We start from the raw sequence: 16184 nt of genomic DNA on the forward strand, positions 1-16184 counted from the left end.
GACAAAACAGCAAGGCCAAGGCTTCCTTCCCCCAACAGAACGCGCCGTCGAGTGAGAAAAATGAAACATAAATATTGCTGTTGCGAATCGAACGTATTCATGTTATGATTTAAAACGTGATGACCAAATCGTCCATTTAGTCAAAACAAAGGATGAATGCCCATGTCGGATAAAAAACAACAAATTATTGATGCCGCCACCAAATCATTTTCGCTGTTCGGCTACAAAGCAACGACAATGGATCAAGTAGCGAAGATGGCTAATGTCGGGAAAGGAACGATTTATACATTTTTCAAAAGCAAAGAAGAGCTGCTTGACCATATCGTTTCCTCTGTTATATCCGAAATTAAGCATGAAGCGGATGCGGCTATGGATGATCGTTTGTCGTTCAGCGAAAACGTCCAACGCGCCTTGCAACGTATTTTTACGTTCCGCCAGGAACATGAATTAACCATCAAACTTTTGCAGGAAGTTCGCGATATTGGCACCGCAGCTGTACGAGAGGTGATGAAACGCCTTGATCGCGAAATGATTGCCTATATTCGCGAAAAAATTGAAGAAGCGATGGCAAAAGGGGAAATTCGCCCTTGCGATCCTGAGTTGACGGCATTTTTCATGTTTAAAATGTACATCGCACTAAGCATTGAATGGGAAAAAGAGCACGAACCATTGTCTCAACAAACCATTGCCGAACTGTTTGATCTGTATTTGCTGAAAGGATTGTCTCCATGATAATCCTTCACTTTTTGGGCTAAAAATGACTAAATGGACGAATCAGTCATAATTATACACAAAGGAGGTTCGGGCATGCACGCATTTCAATTATGGTTGAAAGAATGGAAGGCCATTCTGACCAACCGCAAAGTACTGATTCCTGTCATAGCTGTATTATTCATCCCTCTTCTATACAGCGGCATGTTTCTATGGGCATTTTGGGATCCATACAATCATTTGGATGAACTTCCCGTCGCTGTAGTCAACCAAGACAAAGGGGCAATGCTCGACGGAAAGGAGATTCATCTTGGAAAAGATCTCGTCGAGAAGTTAAAAGAGAACAAACAGTTTGACTGGCATTTTGTAACCGAACATGAAGGGGAAAAAGGGTTAAAAGAACAAAAATATTATATGCTCATTCAAATCCCTGACGATTTTTCCCGGAATGCGACAACGCTGCAAGACGATCATCCGAAAAAACTGGAGCTCATTTACAAACCGAATGAGGGATTTAACTTTCTATCGGCACAAATCGGTCAAACTGCAGTTGAAAAAATAAAAAACGAAGTAGCGAACGCCATAACAGAAACATATGCCGAAAGCATGTTTGATACGATTCAAACCGTCGCTGACGGATTGACAAAAGCGAGCGACGGAGCCGCACGACTGCATGACGGACTCAGCCAAGCACAAAACGGAACAAACCGACTGTATGATGGCATGAAAAAAGCACAAGACGGAAGTGAAACGTTATATCACCATTTAGCGACACTCGCGGAAAAATCCGTGAGCTTTACTGACGGACTGCACCAAGCTGCCAGTGGCTCATTGCAAGTTCAAACCGGAATCGAAACGCTTTACAACGGGATGAAACAAATGACCGCTGGGCAAGAGAAACTCCTCTCCGGAGCCAAGCAGGCTCAACAAGGAACAGCGAATCTTGCTTCAGGGACAAGACGCGTATATGAGGGAATGCAAGCGCTCGACGCCCGCATTCCGCAGCTTTTGCAGGGTTCGGAACAATTAAGCGGGGGAGCCGAAAAGCTAGCATCGTCGCTTGCGCAATGGCAACAAGGCGCGGCTCGGGTTCAAACAGGGGCGACCCAAGTAACAGGCGGGCTTGAACAGTTAGCGGCGCAGCTTGATGCACTCATTGCTCAAACCCCCGATCCGACACAAAAGGCGGTGTATGAGCAGCTAAAGGAAAATGTTGGGAAATTATCATTCGGAAGCAAAAAAGTCGAAAACGGCATTGCACAGTTAAATAGCAGCGCCCAATCGTTGCACTCTGGAGCCTCTTCTTTGCACGAAGGAGCCCGACGGCTGCACGAAGGGCATATCGCTCTCGATCGCGGAATCGACAAACTGCTTGCCGGTCAACAACAACTTGTCAATGGCGCAGACGCACTGGCGAATGGCCAAGAACAACTCGTCAGCGGCATGAACACAATGTATGAAAAAATGCAAGAAGCTGCACAAGGAGCAAGCCAGCTTGCCCATGGCAGTGGAACACTTTCTTCAGGCCTGCAAACATTGGCTCAAGGAGCAGATCAGCTTCAAGATGGCACGCGTCGGTTGGCAAACGGTTCACAACAAGTAGCGGATGGAACGAAGGAATTAACGAACGGGACAAAACATTTGCAAGATGGTGTCAACCAACTGACAGACGGCTCAAAAGAATTGGCGAATAAGTTGAAAGAAGGAGCCGAACAAGCAAGCGATGTCAAGGCCAATGAGGCTGTCTACGACATGTTTGCCCAACCAGTGAATCTCCACAAGGAAGAAATCAATAAAGTGCCGAACTACGGAACAGGGTTTACGCCGTACTTCTTGTCACTCGGATTGTTTGTGGGTGCGCTGTTGCTTTCCATCGTCTTTCCGCTTCGCGAACCAGCAGGGGTTCCACGTTCGCCATTGCATTGGTTTTTGGCTAAATTCGGCGTCTTGATCGGCGTTGGGATTTTGCAAGCACTGCTGGCGGATGTCGTGTTGCTGGTTGGACTCGATTTACACGTAAAAAGCGTCCCGCTCTTTATCGTGTTTAGCATTGTCACTAGCATCACATTTTTATCTGTCATTCAATTTCTTGTTACCGTGTTCGGCGATCCAGGAAGATTTATCGCGATTTTCGTGCTGATTTTGCAATTGACAACAAGCGCGGGAACATTCCCGCTCGAACTGATTCCACGCTCGTTGCAACACTTTAACGCATGGCTTCCGATGACGTATTCGGTTTTCGGATTGAAAGCGGTCATCTCAAGCGGTGATTTCTCGTTTATGTGGGAAAACATCGGCAAGCTGCTACTATTTGTTGTTGCCATGATGATGGGAACACTCGTTTATTTGACTATCCAACATCGCCGCCAATTTGCAACAGTCATCGAACAAGCTTCTGAAGCGTAATGCTTCAGAAGCTTGTTTTTTTCTATCGACCCTTGCCATCGTTATCATTCTTTCATGATTTCTCTCTGATGCAAGGGACAATGATGGAGAACAGTTTTTCATGTTCTTCCTCACATTTCAACTAATAATTCTTGAACGGTGAGACAGGCGTTATGAGCCGCTTCAGCGTTTTTTCGCAAACGGAACGTCGCCCTGCTTCAGGCGATGCAACAGGTGGAGGGCGTGGAGAATGCCAAATATATCAACGCATTCACAACCGCGTTGATATACTGCATAACCAAGTCTCCGACATCTCGGATTTCGATGGGAAACAGGCGGATGATGAGGACAGACACCGCGATGATGAGGAACGAACCGATCAGAGTACCGCCGAACCGCGCCTGCGGATGCCATCGAATTCTCGCCAGGCCGACGATCAACGAACCGATGGCAACCCCCAAAAACGAGCCGTACGCATAATATCCAACATAAAACGTCGGAAACAAAAAGGAAAACCACAACACCAACAAAGCGCCGCCCACATCAACCCCATACGACCGAACCACGTCTTTCCTTCCTCCCCCGTCATGTCATGCGAACATCACCGTTCATCTCGCAGCTCCCCCTAATGGATGATATGCTCAAAACCCCTTCAAAAAACATTCGCTTTTCACCTAATTTTCTCCTTCCCCTTCTACAATACAAACCGTAAGCCAGTCCACCACACAAAAGGAGGTGACGAGATTGAAGAAAGCTCGGGCAGTTTTTCTGCTCGCCCTTGTTGCCCTTGCAGGGGTCAGCCTGTTTCACATTCTCGCTCCGCATGAAGTGATGGCGCACGGGCGGCCGGGCGCTCCGTTTGACGGCATGCCGGGCGGATTCGGTCATCCCCATCGGGAGTTCATCATGGAGCAGCGTGGAGGCTGGATGATGCCGATGTTGTTCCTAAAGTGGCTCATCCCTCTTTTGCTTGCCGCCGCCGGGGCCGCATGGCTCGCCGCGGCGCGGTCGAAGCGCTGGATCGGCTGGGTGCTCGTCACACTCGGAATTGCGGCGTTGCTGCCGAAATGGGTGTTGCTTTTGCTTGCACTGGCCGCGGTGTACGCCTTGGGACGTCGCCAAGCGCGCAAACCATCTGCTGTTGAGGTGTTGATGCCAGCGGCGCCATCCGTTTCCGCCGATTGGCTTGATGAATGGGAAAAAACGATTCAAAAGGAGGCACAAACAAATGGGCATTTTTCGCCGAATGAAGACGATCGTTCTCGCTGAAGTGAACGAACAAATCGACCGCTGGGAAGACCCTGTCGCCATGACGAAACAATATTTGCGCGAACTTGAAGAACAGCTCGAACGAGGGCGCCAGGCGCTCGCCCAGCAATGGGTCGCCGAGCGGCGCTATGAGACGCTCATCGCCCAAGCGGAGGCGACGATTGAAAAACGGAGCCGCCAAGCGAAACTGGCGCTCGAGCGCAACGAAGAAGCCGTCGCCAAACTCGCCTTGCGAGACAAGCTGTTGTATGAGAAAAAACTGGAGGCGTACAAACAACAATACGACGCCATCAAAGCGAAAACAGCCGAAGTCGCCAACCGTCTAAACCAACTGCGCGAGCGGTACGACGAGCTCGCAGCTAAGCAGCTGGAGCTCGCTACCCGCGTTAACGCCGCGCAAGCGTTGAAGCAAATCGACTCGGCGCTCGCCTCCTTTTCCGCCGACGAGGCGCTGCGCGGCTTTGTCCGCATAGAAGAGCGCGTCATCGCCTTAGAAGCCGAAGCGGCAGCCGCCCGATTCGGAACGAACGCCGTGTTGTCCCCTGTGCCATTTGATGAAGAAGTCGAACGTGAACTGGCGAAATGGAAAGACGCCCAAGCGCATAACGCCTAATTTTCCCCTCCCCCCTTTTGACATAGATCACCCCCTTGCCGAGTTGGCAAGGGGGATTCGTTTGTTTCGCACCCTTGGACAAGCGGCGGCCAAAAGCACATGCAGCCCGCGACAAGCCTGAACGATGCCCGATGCCATGGTCTTGCCCCATTGATAAGCAAAATAGTTTCCTTTGTTTTTCCATCGTGCTAAAATTAATTAGAGAGACGAAAGAATACAGGAGATGACCTGCCTTGAACTGGAAACGAAGCGTCCGCGTTCTTTGGCTGTGCAATTTCATGGTGTCGGCGGGAATGACGATGGTCATTCCGTTTTTGTCACTGCTGTTGTGGGAAATGGGCGTCACCGAGCACCATTCGTTGAGCGTCTGGACCGGTCTTGTCTTTTCGGCGACGTTTTTGTCGGCGGCCATCATGGCGCCGATTTGGGGCATGTTCGCCGACAAGTACGGCCAGCGCGCCAACCTCATCCGCGCGGGGATCGGCATGGGCTTGATCACCGGATGCATGGCGTTCGCCGCCTCACCGATGGCGCTGCTTGCTCTCCGATTTCTTGTCGGCTTTTTCTCTGGATTTATCACTGTCTCGTTTTCATACTTGGCGCGCGTTGTGCCGAGAGACCATAGCGGCGAGGCGCTCGGGACGCTGCAGACGGGAAGCATCGCCGGCAACATCATCGGACCTCTCATCGGCGGCGCCTTATCCGATTGGTTCGGCTTCCGCCCGGTGTTTCTCGTGACCGGGCTTTGCATTTTACTGACGCTCTTACCGGTCATTTTTTGGCTCGAAAAAGATCCCGTCGTGCCGCAGACAAAAGAAAACAAGGCCAGCTTCAAAGAAGTATTCAGACACCGGCCGCTCATCGTCTTATTTATCGCCACCTTTCTCGTGCAAATTGCGGTTCTTGGCGTCAACTCGATGATGACGATTTTTGTCCAGTCGCTCGTCGGCCATTCTCGCAATCTCGCCTTTCTATCCGGCCTCGCCTCGTCGATCACCGGCATCGCGACGATCATCGGCGCACCGTACTTAGGGAAACTCGGCGACCGGATCGGGCAGGAGAAAACATTACCGATACTGCTTGTGCTGTCCGGCTTGTTCGCCTTGCCGCAAGTATGGACGGACCATCTTTGTGAATTGTACGTCTGGCGCTTCTTGCAAGGGCTTGTCGTCGGCGGGGTATGGCCTGCCCTTCAAGCGCTGATCAACGCGCAATGCCCGCGCCGCATCCAAGGCCGCGTGTTCGGCGTCACAGCCAGCTCCCGCTTTCTCGGCAACCTCGCTGGTCCGACGGCAGCGGGAGCCATCGCAGGATTCGCATCCATTTCGGCCATTTTCGCCTTGTCAGGGCTGCTCCTCATCGCCACAGGGGCTTTGGTCGGATCCACCACCCACGACCGCGCATGGCGTGAAGACATGAAAGAAAAAATCGCCGCCTGGGCGCACCGCCTTCACATCCGCCACTGACAGCGCGGCCAAGATCATAAATAAACGACCTGAGAGGAATCCCTTTCAGGCCGTTTTCGATCATTCTCCCATCCGTCGAAGCAGCGAATACGGAATCTCCTCCCCCACCCGCCCGTTGCGCCCGGTCGTCGTCTCGGCCATCGTAAGCGAATTCCAAATCGCTTCCTCGGTCGCCTCAATCGCCGCCTGGAACAGCTCATTCATGAGCGGCGCGTCATCACGGACGAGCGGAGGGAACGGTTGAAGAGCAGAATCCGAAAAATGGGGAATGGTATAAGCATTGGAAAACGCAATGACAATGTCGCCGCTCCCGTGATGGACGCAGCTTCCCGTCCGCCCGAGCCCCACCGCCGCCCGCTTCGCCAGCCGCTTTAACTGCCGCGCATCAAGCGGCGCATCGGTCGCGACGATCATCACAATCGAACCAGCCGGCACATCCCGTTCATCAAACGACGGCGGCACATACGGCGTAAACCGCAGCTCTTCACGCCGGCCGAAATTGCTCACGACCAGCGCCCCGACCGTATATCCCCTGCTCACGACCCGCGATGAGCTGCCAACGCCCCCTTTCCAGCCGAAGCACATCATACCCGTCCCCGCGCCGATCGCCCCTTCTTCCATATCGACGCGCGCCGCGGCAATCGCCTCTTTCGCATGCTCCTTCGTCACCGAAAGCGCCCGCGCCGTATTCAAATAGCTGTCATTGCATTCCCCGACGACAATGTTGACCGACCCGGTCGTATCTCCGATCTCCGGCGTCATCGCAAGCATATACTCAAGCGTCCCTTGCCAGACAGCGCCGACACTGAACGTATTAGTCAGCATAATCGGCGACTCGATCAACCCAAGTTCCTCGACCTGCACCAACCCGACCGTTTTCCCAAAACCGTTCAAAACAAAACAAGCCGCGGGCACCTTCTCCAAAAACCAGTTGCCCCCATGCGGCAACACCGCCGTCACCCCAGTGCGGATCACTGTCCGCTCATTCATATCTTCCCGAATCGTCACATGACCGACCCGCACCCCAGGCACATCGGTGACTTGATTGCGCTCCCCTGTCGGAAGCGTGCCGATGGAAAAACCGAGATCGCGAAGCTTGCAGCGCATAACCGTTCCCCTTTCTTTCCTTTGCTTGCCCCCATCGTGAAAAAGCAAAAACAAACGCCCATCCGGAAGCAAACAAATGTTGCTCCTTCTATCCAAGTATAGCGCATCGAACAAAGCTGCCGCGAGAAAAACAGAACGAAGAAGAAGTTTTGCGCGTGGCGAGGGTCAAGGAAAGATGGTGGGTCATCTCCACATTGCCAGCGAAGACAGCACAAGAGGTGAAAAGATCACCAAATTGCGCGGGTGAAAACGCGATTCAGATATGTGTGGAAGACGGGGAGTTGGATAAGTTTTAATCCCTCATAGGTACGATAAAAACATAAGATCGGATAGTGTTTCATATGTGCGATGCCCGTTTCAATCCCTCATAGGTACGATAAAAACAAGCGATGATTCAAAACAAATTAAATGGAGGTAATGTCGGTTTCAATCCCTCATAGGTACGATAAAAACCCCACACAATGCGCATAAAATCAAGCTTTTCCCCTTTTGGCTGTTTTCAGAATATCACGTTTCAAATATTCTGTCAATATCGTTCAGCCGTGTTGGCTGTAGGATTTTGGCGCAAAAGAACATTGTCGTCGATCCCCCGGGGTTTTGGCACGATTGGAGGTCGACGACAATGTGGGGCTTGACGGCGAAGGGCCGTCTCACCCCTTCATCCTTTCAATCTTCTCCATCGGCAGTCCGGTCAGTTCGTGGATCGTGTCGACGTCGTATCCTTTCGCCAGCATTCTCTTCACCACGTCGAGCTTCCCTTCCTCGATCCCTTCTTGGCGTCCTTGCTTCATCCCTTGCTTTAACCCCTGTTCGATTCCTTGTTGGATTCCCTTTTCCATCCCCCGCTGTTCGTATGAGACGATGAGCTCCATCACACGCTTTGCTTCCTTCGTTTCCATTTGGCTCCCCTCGTGTCGCCGTTTTGCTTCCTCCTCTTCGGATCGCCGCAAATACGTCTCGAAAAAACCGAACAACAGCCGCTGTTTCGCTTCATCCAGCTCGAGACGGATGAGCATGCGCAAAAATTCCTTTTTCACGTCGACTTTCTCCTCTTCATTATACCCCATTTTGCTTAGCAAGATGGTGGCAACCGAATTATTTGGTGGATGCAGCGCTAGGGCAGACCCATACGAGTGGGTTTCCCTCCACTCAAAATGATCTAACTTTTGAAAAAAATGCTTGCGTTTTCTAAAATTCCCCATTATTATAGTAATAGGATCATACCACAGCAATGATCTCAGGGTTACTATGATAAGGGCTTTCTGCCTAAGGCAGACTGACCCGCGGCGTTGGGGATCGCCTGTCGCCCGCTTTTGGCGGGCATTCCCCATCCTTGCGCAAACTCAGACCTTGGCGGAAAACGCTAAGGTCTTTTTTACTACATATCTCTATTAACGGGAGGGGATCGACATGAGATACAAAATCGGCCTTGATATCGGCATTACCTCTGTAGGTTGGGCAGTCATGAACTTGGATATTCCCCGCATCGAAGATTTGGGCGTCCGCATTTTTGACAGAGCCGAAAATCCGCAGACGGGAGAATCCCTAGCTCTTCCCCGACGCCTCGCCCGCTCCGCCCGGCGTCGATTGCGCCGCCGCAAGCATCGGCTGGAGCGCATTCGCCGTCTGGTCATTCGCGAAGGAATTTTAACGAAAGAGGAACTGGACAAACTATTCGAGGAAAAACACGAAATCGACGTCTGGCAGCTGCGTGTTGAGGCATTGGATCGAAAATTAAACAACGACGAGCTGGCTCGCGTCCTCCTTCATCTAGCCAAGCGGCGCGGCTTCAAATCCAACCGCAAAAGCGAGCGCAGCAACAAAGAAAACAGCACGATGCTCAAACATATCGAAGAAAACCGGGCCATTCTCTCAAGCTACCGGACCGTCGGCGAAATGATTGTGAAAGATCCAAAGTTTGCGCTCCATAAGCGCAATAAAGGAGAAAATTATACAAACACAATCGCCCGCGATGACTTAGAACGCGAGATCCGACTCATTTTCTCCAAACAGCGTGAGTTTGGAAACATGAGTTGCACGGAAGAGTTTGAGAATGAATATATCACCATTTGGGCTTCCCAGCGTCCTGTCGCTTCCAAAGATGACATCGAGAAAAAGGTCGGCTTTTGTACCTTTGAACCGAAAGAAAAACGGGCGCCAAAAGCAACTTATACATTCCAATCGTTCATCGCCTGGGAGCACATCAATAAATTGCGGCTCATCTCCCCATCAGGCGCACGAGGGCTCACCGATGAGGAACGACGCCTTTTGTATGAACAGGCATTCCAAAAAAACAAAATCACCTACCATGATATACGGACGTTGCTCCGTTTGCCTGATGACACTTACTTTAAAGGCATTGTGTATGATCGAGGCGAATCACGAAAGCAAAATGAAAACATCCGATTCCTTGAACTCGACGCCTATCATCAAATTCGGAAAGCCGTCGATAAAGTGTATGGAAAAGGGAAGTCAAGTTCATTTCTCCCAATCGATTTTGATACATTCGGTTACGCCCTGACATTGTTTAAAGATGATGCCGACATTCACAGCTACTTGCGAAACGAATATGAACAAAACGGAAAACGGATGCCAAATTTAGCGAACAAGGTATATGACAACGAGCTAATTGAGGAACTATTGAACTTGTCATTCACCAAATTCGGCCATTTGTCGCTAAAGGCGCTTCGCAGCATTCTCCCGTACATGGAACAAGGAGAAGTCTACTCTTCGGCTTGTGAGCGGGCGGGATACACATTTACAGGGCCAAAGAAAAAACAAAAAACAATGTTGCTACCAAATATTCCGCCGATCGCCAATCCGGTCGTCATGCGTGCATTGACACAGGCGCGGAAAGTGGTGAATGCTATTATTAAAAAGTACGGTTCGCCGGTATCCATTCATATCGAGTTGGCCCGCGATTTATCACAAACGTTTGACGAACGGCGGAAAACAAAAAAAGAACAAGACGAAAACCGGAAGAAAAACGAAACCGCCATCCGCCAACTCATGGAGTATGGCTTGACGCTAAACCCAACCGGCCATGACATTGTCAAGTTCAAACTTTGGAGTGAGCAAAATGGGAGGTGCGCCTACTCGCTTCAACCGATCGAAATCGAGCGGCTGCTTGAACCGGGGTATGTAGAAGTGGATCACGTCATCCCGTATAGCCGAAGCTTGGACGACAGTTATACCAATAAAGTGTTGGTATTGACAAGAGAAAACCGCGAAAAAGGCAACCGCATTCCTGCCGAATATTTAGGCGTCGGAACCGAACGCTGGCAACAGTTTGAAACGTTTGTGTTAACGAACAAGCAGTTTTCCAAAAAGAAACGGGATCGGCTGCTCCGACTCCATTATGATGAAAATGAAGAAACAGAATTTAAAAATCGAAATTTAAATGACACCCGGTATATTTCACGCTTTTTCGCCAACTTTATTCGCGAACATCTGAAATTCGCCGAAAGTGATGACAAGCAAAAAGTCTATACGGTCAACGGCCGCGTTACCGCCCATTTGCGAAGCCGCTGGGAGTTTAACAAAAACCGTGAAGAATCGGATTTGCATCATGCCGTCGATGCCGTGATCGTCGCTTGCACAACGCCAAGCGATATCGCCAAAGTCACCGCCTTTTACCAACGGCGCGAACAAAACAAAGAACTGGCCAAAAAGACAGAACCGCACTTCCCGCAGCCTTGGCCGCACTTCGCCGACGAACTGCGGGCGCGTTTATCCAAACATCCAAAAGAGAGTATAAAAGCTCTCAATCTTGGAAATTATGATGATCAGAAACTCGAATCGCTACAGCCGGTTTTTGTATCCCGAATGCCGAAGCGGAGCGTTACAGGGGCGGCTCATCAAGAAACATTGCGGCGCTACATTGGCATCGATGAACGGAGCGGGAAAATCCAAACTGTTGTCAAAACGAAACTGTCCGAAATCAAGTTGGATGCGAGCGGGCATTTTCCGATGTACGGCAAAGAAAGCGACCCAAGGACATACGAAGCGATCCGCCAGCGTCTGCTTGAACATAACAATGACCCGAAAAAGGCATTCCAAGAGCCTTTGTACAAGCCGAAAAAGAACGGCGAACCCGGGCCTGTCATTCGGACCGTAAAAATCATCGACACAAAAAACCAGGTCATCCCGCTCAATGACGGCAAAACCGTCGCCTACAACAGCAACATCGTTCGGGTTGACGTATTTGAAAAAGATGGGAAATATTATTGTGTCCCTGTCTACACCATGGACATCATGAAAGGGATTTTGCCAAACAAAGCCATCGAGCCGAACAAGCCGTACTCTGAGTGGAAGGAAATGACGGAGGACTATACGTTCCGATTTAGCCTGTACCCGAATGATCTCATTCGCATTGAGCTTCCGCGGGAAAAAACAGTGAAAACAGCCGCAGGTGAAGAGATCAACGTTAAGGATGTGTTTGTCTACTACAAAACGATTGACTCAGCCACAGGGGGATTAGAGTTGATCAGCCATGACCACAGTTTCTCGCTCCGCGGCGTCGGTTCAAGAACCCTCAAACGATTCGAGAAATACCAAGTAGATGTGCTCGGCAACATCTACAAAGTGAGAGGGGAAAAAAGAGTTGGGTTGGCGTCATCTGCTCATTCGAAAACCGGGGAAACTATCCGTCCGTTACAATCAACTCGTGATTGAACAGGAAGAAAAAGTTTCGATCCCGCTCGAGGATATTTGTTCCATTATCATCGAGGAGCAAGCTGTCAGCGTGACAGCAGCCGCTTTAAGCAAAATGGCCGAACATAACATTACATTATTCACCTGTGACCAAAAACGGCTTCCCAATGGGGTGCTGCAGCCGTTCCAAAAACATTCCCGCCAAGTGGGCGTGCTGCACATGCAGTACGCCTACTCCAAGCCTTTTAAAAAGCGAATTTGGCAGCGGGTCGTGATCCAAAAACTCATCAATCAAGGAAAGTGTTTGGAGTTCCTGAACAAAGAAGGAGCCGACGAGCTATACCGCATCAGCAAAACCGTCGACTCTGGAGACAGCAATAACCGTGAAGCGTATGGAGCGAAAAAGTACTTCCAGTATTTATTTGGCAGTGAATTTACCCGACGAAGCGACTCCGTGGTGAACGCCTCTTTAAATTACGGATACGCCATTATGCGGGGACTCGTCGCCCGCTCTCTCGTTGGGTATGGTTTTTTCCCATGCTTAGGAATTTACCATGATAACGAGTTGAACAAATTTAACCTTGCCGACGACTTTATGGAAGTATTGCGTCCGCTCGTTGACCTATACGTGGCTCAACATATTCAACCGGATGATGAATTTTCTCCATCCATTCGGGCAGACTTATATAATTTAGCCAACATGGACATACTAGTGAATGGAGAAAAACTGACCGTCGTGAACGCGGTGGAAGAAATGACAAAAAGCTTCGTCACGGCAAGCCGAAGCCAAGACCCTTCGTTGTTGAAATTGCCGGAACTTCTCCCGTTGCAACTGCACGTGTATGAGTAAGTTTATGCGGTTGCTCGTCTTTTTCGATCTTCCCGTCGTGACCAACCGGGAGAAGCGCGAATACCGGCGATTTCGCACATTCCTGCTGAACGAAGGGTACGATATGTTGCAGTTTTCGGTCTACAGCCGCGTCTGCCACGGACATGAAGCAACGGACAAACACTTGGCAAGATTAAAACGCAACTTACCTCCTCGAGGATCGATTCGGGCGATGGTCGTAACGGAAAAGCAGTACGCAAAAATGCAGCTGCTTCTTGGGGAACCAACGGCGCAAGAAAAGAAAGTGACATCCACCCAGCTGACGCTTTTTTAAAAAAAAACAGAAATGGTTCCTCTTTTTGCATAAGCGCCTTTGCATTTTTTGAAAGCAAAAAAGCCTGCGATCCTTGAGATTGCAGGCTTTTTTGGATACGTATTATACCACAGCGATAATCTCAGGGGAACTATGACTCCGTTGACTTTTGAAAATTTTACACTACCATTATACCACAGCGATAATCTCAGGGGAACTATGACGAACATTTTAACGGCTTCTACCATGGCCTTATTATACCACAGCGATAATCTCAGGGGAACTATGACCTCTATCGTTGCATCCGGCGCAACTTGCGTATTATACCACAGCGATAATCTCAGGGGAACTATGACCCATCGTATCCCCCTTAATACCCATGATCTATTATACCACAGCGATAATCTCAGGGGAACTATGACTTTAAACTGTGATGTAAATATAAAAATTTATTATACCACAGCGATAATCTCAGGGGAACTATGACTCACATCGAATCGTTCCATATGCATCCTCCATTATACCACAGCGATAATCTCAGGGGAACTATGACACTGTAAACTAGCACATTATTTCAGAATCCCTTTTTCAAATTATTTCAGGCGGATTCGGAAATAATGTGCAAAATTTTTGCGGATTGTTCCGGATTTTGCACATTCTTTCGGAACGTTTGCACGCTCTTTCAGATGAAGATTTCCAGCGCGCCTGATGGACCTATGGAAAAGAGAAAGCACAAAAGAGGCCGATTCGGCCCCTTTCGTGCTAATACCCCATTTCCTCTGCGGCCATGCGCACCATTTCTTCGTCAATGGCGTCCTTTTTCAGCTGATACCCGTATAACAGGCACGTCGTGGCCAACGTGTTGATCACCCGAGGCCATCCCCGCGACTGCAGGGCAATCGCCTCTAACGCCGATGGGGTGAAGATCGGATGCTTCGCCCCGGCCTGTTTCATCCGATGTTCGATGTAGCCCGCCACCTCTTCCTTCTCCAGCGGCCCCATCCGGTATCGCATGATGATCCGCTGGTCGAGAGGGCGGTGCTGATTGAGCCGCAGCTTCCCCTGTAAATGGGGCAGCCCGGCCAAAATCAAGACAAATGGGTTGGTCGAATCCATCTCAAAGTTGAACAAGATCGCGATGTCCTGTAAAAATGCATCCTTCGCTAAATGCATCTCATCCAAAATGAACACCGGCGTGATCCGCCGTTCATGATACAATCGCTCGATCGCCTGCTGGATTTGGCGGAAGAGGTCTACCTTGCGGTACTTCGGTTCCTCTCCTAATCCCAAGGCCAGTCCACGGTAAAAATCCATCACGCCTCCGGTGGATAACGGAAAGTAGACGACATGATACAATGATGGATTCAATGACTCTTTCAGCGCCCGAAGGGCGAACGTCTTGCCCGCCCCCGGCTCTCCGATCAACAGCCCGATCCCCCGGGTTCGTTTCACGTACTCCAGCGCCCGCAACGCTTCCTGAAATGACGCCCCTTGATACGCCTCGGACGGGTCTGTTTCTTTCGCAAACGGCTCCCGCGAAAGGGAGTAAAACGATTTATACACCGTGTTCTCCCTCCTTCGCCGGAATCGCCGCAAACGGGGACCGATGGCGTTTTACATAGGCATTGTCCTCCAAACGCACCCGAATGGCTTCCGCCACCCGTTTGCCATCTTCGTACACATAGACGCCTCGTTCGTCATAGCGGAGCTCAATCGATTGCCCAATGAACCGAGGCGGCACTTCGTATAGCTGTTTATTCAGGGTGATTGTGCCATCGGCTTTCACCTTGCGGTGCTCCCGTTTCAGAAAAATCGCATCCAGCCAATCGCCATCTTCGATGAACGACACGAGATGCACTTGCGATTGAAACACCTCATGCGGCGTTTTTCCGTCCAGTGAGGCGTGCGGTTTTCGATGATACTCCTCTTCAAGCCACTTCCAAAAACGCTCGTTCAACTCGTCAAGCGATTTCGGCGGATTCAGCTCCAACAGTGGATAAAACCGTGTCTGTACGGTGCGGAAGAACCGTTCGATTTTTCCCTTGCTTTGCGGGTCATACGGCTGGGTGTGGATGAGTGTAATCCCCATCTCGGCGCACGCATACTGCAGCACCTCGGACCGATAAATTTTCCCGTTGTCCGAGTAAATGCGTTTCGGCTTCCCGCAACGAAGCACCGCTTCCTTCGTGACGATCCGCAGCCCGTCAAACTTCTCCGAAGGGAAAAATTGGGCATATGGCACTAACCGCGAGCAGTCATCGATATACGCGATCAAAAACGTTTTCTGGGCTTTCCCATGGACGCGAATCGTGGGTCCATGGGATAAGTCCCCTTGCCAAAGCTCATTGATCTGGTCATACGCAAAGCGCTTTCGCTCCGGCATCGGCAAGATTTCTTTCCCGACAAGGTTGTGTTTTTTCAATAATCGGTATATAGTAAAGTAAGAGATATGGTTTTTTGGGATTTCCCCCTGCTCGATCAGGTGTTCGTAGAACACCGTCACGGGCATGGTGGGATGTTCTTTTCTTAGGGCTAAAATATGATCCTCATCATCGGGCGACAGACGCCTTGAGTGGCCGCGGTCCGAACGGCGCTTCGGCTTTAAGGCGTCAAAGCCCCCTTTTTTGTATCGGGTGCACCAATCGAGGATCGTCTTGGCTGCGATTCGTTTGTCTCCCTGGTGGGGAACATGGTGCACTCGCTCGCTCACCTCTTTCAGATACGTCTTCGGTTCCACCTGCCCATTCACCAACGGAGCGATTAGCCCGTACCGAAACAGGGCAATGTCGTGTCTCATCGACTCATTCATTCAAATCTCCTCCTTGTCTCACTTGGAAT

At 50.3% G+C, this 16184-nt stretch carries 12 protein-coding genes, 1 pseudogene and 1 CRISPR repeat array; of the genes and pseudogenes, 8 read left to right on the forward strand and 5 right to left on the reverse strand.

The genetic code is table 11. The features are described 5' to 3' along the window. Positions 1 to 162: 162 nt before the first annotated feature. Positions 163 to 732 carry a TetR/AcrR family transcriptional regulator gene (locus tag NSS88_RS06800; protein ID WP_033016946.1) on the forward strand — a complete coding sequence of 190 codons (570 nt, stop codon included), beginning with the start codon at positions 163 to 165 and terminating at the stop codon, positions 730 to 732. Positions 733 to 807: 75 nt separating this feature from the next. After that, on the forward strand, positions 808 to 3117 hold the full coding sequence (locus tag NSS88_RS06805; RefSeq protein ID WP_341083733.1) for a YhgE/Pip domain-containing protein: 2310 nt from the start codon (positions 808 to 810) through the stop codon (positions 3115 to 3117). 197 nt (positions 3118 to 3314) lie between these two features. Here NSS88_RS06805 and NSS88_RS06810 read toward each other — a convergent pair whose 3' ends face one another. Beyond that, positions 3315 to 3662 carry a hypothetical protein gene (locus tag NSS88_RS06810; RefSeq protein ID WP_049624124.1) on the reverse strand — a complete coding sequence of 116 codons (348 nt, stop codon included), beginning with the start codon at positions 3660 to 3662 and terminating at the stop codon, positions 3315 to 3317. 178 nt (positions 3663 to 3840) lie between these two features. Between NSS88_RS06810 and NSS88_RS06815 the strand changes: the two genes are divergently transcribed. The 3 genes from NSS88_RS06815 (at position 3841) to NSS88_RS06825 (ending at position 6444) form a co-directional block, all read left to right on the forward strand. Further along, complete coding sequence (locus tag NSS88_RS06815) at positions 3841 to 4365, forward strand: hypothetical protein (protein ID WP_055359149.1); 525 nt, start codon at positions 3841 to 3843, stop codon at positions 4363 to 4365. Then, positions 4325 to 4978, forward strand: a complete 654-nt coding sequence (locus tag NSS88_RS06820) for a PspA/IM30 family protein (protein WP_055359148.1) — start codon at positions 4325 to 4327, stop codon at positions 4976 to 4978. The genes NSS88_RS06815 and NSS88_RS06820 overlap by 41 nt, the downstream gene beginning before the upstream one ends. A gap of 233 nt (positions 4979 to 5211) precedes the next feature. Continuing rightward, entirely contained in the window at positions 5212 to 6444 is a 1233-nt protein-coding gene (locus NSS88_RS06825; RefSeq protein ID WP_341083735.1) for an MFS transporter, read from the forward strand. A 60-nt stretch (positions 6445 to 6504) separates the two neighbouring features. Here NSS88_RS06825 and NSS88_RS06830 read toward each other — a convergent pair whose 3' ends face one another. After that, positions 6505 to 7551, reverse strand: a complete 1047-nt coding sequence (locus tag NSS88_RS06830; protein ID WP_341083736.1) for a DmpA family aminopeptidase — start codon at positions 7549 to 7551, stop codon at positions 6505 to 6507. A gap of 650 nt (positions 7552 to 8201) precedes the next feature. Next, positions 8202 to 8651, reverse strand: a pseudogene (locus tag NSS88_RS06835) (DUF4351 domain-containing protein); the annotation flags it as partial. A gap of 310 nt (positions 8652 to 8961) precedes the next feature. On the opposite strand from NSS88_RS06835, the gene cas9 reads away from it, so the two are divergent. The 3 genes from cas9 to cas2 are packed head-to-tail and all read left to right on the forward strand — an operon-like array spanning position 8962 to position 13367. Beyond that, positions 8962 to 12225, forward strand: a complete 3264-nt coding sequence (gene cas9, locus NSS88_RS06840; protein ID WP_341083737.1) for a type II CRISPR RNA-guided endonuclease Cas9 — start codon at positions 8962 to 8964, stop codon at positions 12223 to 12225. Continuing rightward, positions 12155 to 13054 carry a type II CRISPR-associated endonuclease Cas1 gene (cas1, locus tag NSS88_RS06845; RefSeq protein ID WP_341083738.1) on the forward strand — a complete coding sequence of 300 codons (900 nt, stop codon included), beginning with the start codon at positions 12155 to 12157 and terminating at the stop codon, positions 13052 to 13054. Before cas9 ends, cas1 begins: the two co-directional genes overlap by 71 nt. Positions 13055 to 13058: 4 nt before the next feature. Continuing rightward, positions 13059 to 13367, forward strand: a complete 309-nt coding sequence (gene cas2, locus NSS88_RS06850; RefSeq protein ID WP_033016933.1) for a CRISPR-associated endonuclease Cas2 — start codon at positions 13059 to 13061, stop codon at positions 13365 to 13367. A 101-nt stretch (positions 13368 to 13468) separates the two neighbouring features. Next, a CRISPR array of direct repeats spans positions 13469 to 13899; the repeat unit is 36 nt; unit sequence ATTATACCACAGCGATAATCTCAGGGGAACTATGAC. Positions 13900 to 14108: 209 nt separating this feature from the next. On the opposite strand, the gene NSS88_RS06855 is transcribed toward cas2, so the two are convergent. Next, positions 14109 to 14909 (reverse strand): ExeA family protein, encoded by an 801-nt coding sequence (locus tag NSS88_RS06855; RefSeq protein WP_069303982.1) that lies wholly within the window; start codon positions 14907 to 14909, stop codon positions 14109 to 14111. Continuing rightward, complete coding sequence (locus tag NSS88_RS06860; RefSeq protein ID WP_341083740.1) at positions 14902 to 16155, reverse strand: IS481 family transposase; 1254 nt, start codon at positions 16153 to 16155, stop codon at positions 14902 to 14904. Before NSS88_RS06860 ends, NSS88_RS06855 begins: the two co-directional genes overlap by 8 nt. Positions 16156 to 16184 lie beyond the last annotated feature (29 nt).

The sequence above is a fragment of the Geobacillus sp. FSL W8-1251 genome, assembly GCF_038005945.1.
Taxonomy (GTDB): domain Bacteria; phylum Bacillota; class Bacilli; order Bacillales; family Anoxybacillaceae; genus Geobacillus; species Geobacillus stearothermophilus.

Bases quoted from the DNA above. Each gene is read 5' to 3' on its own strand.
- NSS88_RS06820 (WP_055359148.1), top strand. From the start codon at position 4,325: ATGGGCATTTTTCGCCGAATGAAGACGATCGTTCTCGCTGAAGTGAAC.
- cas2 (WP_033016933.1), top strand. From the start codon at position 13,059: ATGCGGTTGCTCGTCTTTTTCGATCTTCCCGTCGTGACCAACCGGGAG.
- cas9 (WP_341083737.1), top strand. From the start codon at position 8,962: ATGAGATACAAAATCGGCCTTGATATCGGCATTACCTCTGTAGGTTGG.
- NSS88_RS06800 (WP_033016946.1), top strand. From the start codon at position 163: ATGTCGGATAAAAAACAACAAATTATTGATGCCGCCACCAAATCATTT.
- NSS88_RS06860 (WP_341083740.1), bottom strand. From the start codon at position 16,155: ATGAATGAGTCGATGAGACACGACATTGCCCTGTTTCGGTACGGGCTA.
- NSS88_RS06805 (WP_341083733.1), top strand. From the start codon at position 808: ATGCACGCATTTCAATTATGGTTGAAAGAATGGAAGGCCATTCTGACC.
- NSS88_RS06830 (WP_341083736.1), bottom strand. From the start codon at position 7,551: ATGCGCTGCAAGCTTCGCGATCTCGGTTTTTCCATCGGCACGCTTCCG.